3 protein-coding genes and 1 pseudogene are annotated in these 4,418 nt (G+C 48.4%); all 4 read right to left on the bottom strand.

Annotated elements, in window-relative coordinates; all coding sequences use genetic code 11:
- Positions 1-1,059 (bottom strand): annotated as a pseudogene (locus E1189_RS06675) (reductive dehalogenase domain-containing protein); the annotation flags it as partial.
- Positions 1,060-1,394: 335 nt separating this feature from the next.
- The gene (locus tag E1189_RS06680; RefSeq protein ID WP_155159261.1) at positions 1,395-2,252 is read right to left on the bottom strand and encodes an ankyrin repeat domain-containing protein; all 858 of its coding nucleotides are present in this window, start codon (positions 2,250-2,252) and stop codon (positions 1,395-1,397) included.
- Positions 2,253-2,474: 222 nt separating this feature from the next.
- The gene (locus tag E1189_RS06685; protein ID WP_155159262.1) at positions 2,475-2,768 is read right to left on the bottom strand and encodes a hypothetical protein; all 294 of its coding nucleotides are present in this window, start codon (positions 2,766-2,768) and stop codon (positions 2,475-2,477) included.
- Between the two features lie 5 nt (positions 2,769-2,773).
- Positions 2,774-4,147 (bottom strand): reductive dehalogenase, encoded by a 1,374-nt coding sequence (locus E1189_RS06690; protein ID WP_155159263.1) that lies wholly within the window; start codon positions 4,145-4,147, stop codon positions 2,774-2,776.
- Positions 4,148-4,418: the final 271 nt, after the last annotated feature.

The raw sequence follows: 4,418 nt of genomic DNA on the forward strand, positions 1-4,418 counted from the left end.
GTACATAGTGGGCTTATCATCACTGGATATCGCTTGAGACGGACATTTATCTGCACAGTGCAGGCAGTTTTCACAGAAGCTTTGCACACCGAATGTGACAGGCTTATCCAAATATTCATCCAGCTCCAGCTCGGTATACAGTCTGGCAAGCCGGAAGCGTGTACCGTATTTATAATTCTGCAGCGTGCCCATGCGGTTCAATTCTCCTAAACCGGCGGCTACACCGTAAGGGATATTGAGCCCAAGGCGGTTGACTGATGGCACAGATTTATAACCCAGATTGTTCAGGAATTTGGTCAGGTGCATCAAGATACTGGTTAGCCCAGAGTATGCGAAGTTCGCCGTGGCATCCGCGATCTGGCTAGGGGCTGTTCGCAGAGCTTCATACTCCATCTCAAAGCCAATAACAATAACGGTTTTGGGGTTGAAGTTTGGCAGAGCCTCTTCCCAGGGCAGTGTTCTGTTTCTCACTCCCGGGGTCATAACGCCACCGCCTTGAGGTTTGGACACTTCGCCACGTACCCTGCCTTCAGGGTGTAACACCTCCGAGTAATCCCACCGCTCATCCCTGCGGGTAATACCTACAAGATCTGCACCAAAGAGGCGTGCTGCGCGTTTGATCTGGGCATGGGCTATGGCACTGTTGGGAAACTTATAGGGTTCAGGGAGTGCGTTCGTTGCCTCATGAATTTCATCCAGTCCGCCGTTCAGGTAGTCATAAAACACGGCTGTTGATGACAGGGACATCGCATAATCAGGGATGGTAAAACCTGGTTTGTCGTTGTCGTAATACGGGGCCATATTCGGAATACCCCGGCGACCAGCACGGCTGAAAACACTGTGGTAGTGGTCAAATCGCTTATAATCAGGGCTGACCTCTACAGGGAAGTCATCGTGTGAGACAACACCAAGGCCTCCTCTGCTGCCACTACTTGCTTGAGCCGCTGAAGGGGCCCCTGCAACGAGAGCTGTTGCTGCTCCGGCAGCTCCCAGCTTTAATAAACTGCGACGATCTAACTTGGGTTCCTTACTTGGAACATGTGCATTTGAATCATTCAAACCGCGATCCTCAAAAAGCAATTATTTATGAAGCCTCTTTGATACTTCTACTTGTCAGCTACGGGGTAACTAGTAATACAATCATTTAGGCATACAGGTTTTGCACGCAATAGTAGTGTTTTTGTGCATAAAAATAATGACTTATATCTATGTTTTGTTATTTATTCCTAAGTGATCTGGCCATTGCTTTCCCACAGAGGGGGAAGGGCAATCTGATGAAACTCGATACATTAACCCTCCCGGATAACTTCGTCTGGGCGAAAGAGTTTGACTGGTCACCAGTGGCACAGGAACAAGAGCGAAGCCTGATGGGTACTTAGTGCTTGAATCCAGCATTACTTTGAGTCGTTTTGCAATCTGAGAGCGGAAAACGCCTCTAATAAAGGTGTTTTTTCAGAGAGGGGTGAGGTTGTTACTGATTCAGTTGCCTGCGTGAGCACATTAATGATTCGCGTATATCTGTCATACTCGTCAGGTTTTTTTCTCCTGATCCAGGGCCTGCTGCGTCTTGCCACATCCAGTGGGCTTCTGGTAATGAATTTCCAAAAACGCCATTTTAATGTGTAATCAGCACCACCTGTGAGCAACATCTCAACGATATCAGGATAACCATTTTGAGCGGCTATAAATAAAGCCGTGGAACCATCACTTTGTGCCCAATTCACAGCGATCCTCTGAGCACGTAATAAGAGTTCAACTATCTTGGCATGACCATTTTGAGCGGCGAGAAACAAAGGCGTAAAATCGTTGTATTGTGCCTGATTCACATCCACACCCTGGGTGTTCACCAGGATTTCAACCACCCTGACATCGCCATTTTGAGCGGCCACTAACAAAGGCGAGGCCCTTTTATATGTTTGATTCACGTCTGCTCCTGCATCTATTAAACTCTGGAGCACTTCAACACGGCTTTCTTGAGCCGCCAGAAACAGGCCGTGAACAGGTATGCCAGTTACTCCACTGATAAACTGTTCGTTAGCATCAAAATCATCTTGATCTAAAAAATACCGCACCACATCCACATTACCTTCGCGGCAGGCAGCCAGAAAATCGTGCTCATTATATTTATTCTTCAGAGCTATACTCGGGTCTGCTTTGCATTCCCCTGTGCCCAGCACATTTGCACAAAACCCCAAAGCCAGGAGGAAAAAACTGGCGTAGAGGAAACGCTGTCTTCCATAAACCCTTAACACAACTCACCCCACAAACTGGCATGGTAAAAGGGATAGAAGGTATGGCAGTCAACAAGGAATATATCAAGTTAGTCGAGCCTCAACACCACTGACTTAAGTCGTTTTCGATACAGGCGTTCCTGTTTTGATAGCTCTGACCGCGCGAGTATGGGTACTGTGCATCTATTGATGTAATGAAGCTGCTACCATCGTCATCAACAACGGTAGCAGCAGTTATTTGAATCAGGCTGACTTCAGAGCCATCCGCCCACCCAGCGTAGTCAGAATCAACCCTGGAAGAAGAATCACTATCAGGCTCATAGACGCGGACTGTGGCTCTTTCTCAAGAACAGAACTCACCGCCCAGGCAATAGCAAACAAAATCGTGGCTGACCCTGCAGTCAGAACCGCCAGAGATGGCCAGCTGGCCTGTTTTTTCCACCGCAGCCAGGCCAGGCCCTGAACCGTCGCCAGACAGGCAACGCCCATCCAGAAGAAGAGAACTTCAATACCGGTAAAAATAGCGAATCCAGACATAATCGTTATCCTTTCAAACCGTCGTATGAACGACCTTTAGGGTTCCAGAAAACAGCGGGAGCCTTTGCATCAAAGACTTTTCCGTAGCCGTGCAGAAGATCCATATCAGCCATAAACTTGTGTGCACGGCCGGGCAGGAAGGTATTGAGACGATCAATCAACCTGTGGTGCCAGAAATTCGGCTTGTTATAAGGGCAAGTCGTAATACAGGAACCGCAGGCTGTGCCGGATTCAATCCAGTAGTCGTGGCACTTTTGTCCATCCGTGTACCACTTTCTTACCCCAGGGTTCATATAAGGGCGATCTTTTACATCTTCAGCTGTATAGATAGTGGGCTTATCATCATGGGATATCGCCTGGGAAGGACAGTTATCAGCACAGTGCAAACAGTTTTCACAGAATCGCTGCACGCCAAATGTCACGGGTTTATCAAAATACTCATCCAGCTCTAATTCTGTATACAATCTGGCAACTCGGAAGCGTGAACCATATTTGTAATTGTGCAGCAAACCCATACGGTTCAACTCCCCTAAACCGGCAGCGACACCATAAGGGATATTGAGCCCAAGGCGATTAACGGATGGCACAGACTTATAACCCAGGTTGTTCAGGAATTTAGTCATGTGCATCAAAATGCTTGTTAACCCGGAATACGCGTGGTTTGCCGTGGCATCCGCTATCTGGCTTGGGGCTGTTGTCAGAGCTTCATACTCCATCTCACAGCCAATAACGATAACGGTTTTGGGGTTGAAACCTGGCAGAGCCTCATCCCAGGGCAGGGTTCTGTTTCTTACGCCGGGGATCATAACACCCCCACCTTGATGTTTGGCTGTTTCGCCACGGACCCGGCCTTCAGAGTGTAACACCTCCGAGTAATCCCATCGCTCATCCCTGCGGGTAATGCCTACAAGGTCCGCACCAAAAAGGCGAGCTGCACGCTTGATCTGGGCATGGGCTACGGCACTGCTGGGGAATGTGTAGGGCTCAGGCAGGGCATCCGTTGCCTCGTGAATGTTATTCAGCCCGTCGTTCAGGTAGTCATAAAACACCGTTGCTGATGCCAGAGACATCGCATAATCGGGAATGGCAAAACCCGGTTTGTCATTATCATAATACGGGGCCATATTCGGGATGCCCCGACGACCAGCAAGATTTAAAACCGTGTGATAGTGGTCGAATCGCTTATAGTCGGGGCTGATTTCTATAGGGAAATCATCGTGTGCAACGACCCCAAGGCTTCCTCTGCCACTATTAGCCTGAGCCGCTGAAGGAGCTCCTGCAACGAGAGCTGTTGCTGCTCCGGCAGCTCCCAGCTTTAATAAGCTGCGACGATCTATTCTGGGCTCTTTACTTGGAACATGTGTATTTGAATCATTCAAACCGCAACCCTCAACCTCAACAAATAACTACTGACACAACAATTTTGCAAGCTCCGTTCACTGAGTTCTTCTGATATCTCTAGTGGTTGTGCATGGGATATATGCAATACAGCTACCGGAACCCGCAACTTTATGTGGTCAATGGTAGTGATTTGATGCGCGTAAGTAGTGACTTATGTCTATACTTTCTCGGTTATTTCTGTGTGTGTTCCGGTAGGGAGTCATTGCAGGCCGTGTGATGTATAGTGGACCCCAAAAACTGGACCACTGG

The sequence above is a fragment of the Parendozoicomonas verongulae genome, from assembly GCF_009711465.1.
Classification (GTDB): domain Bacteria; phylum Pseudomonadota; class Gammaproteobacteria; order Pseudomonadales; family Endozoicomonadaceae; genus Sansalvadorimonas; species Sansalvadorimonas verongulae.

Bases quoted from the DNA above. Each gene is read 5' to 3' on its own strand.
- E1189_RS06685 (WP_155159262.1), bottom strand. From the start codon at position 2,768: ATGTCTGGATTCGCTATTTTTACCGGTATTGAAGTTCTCTTCTTCTGG.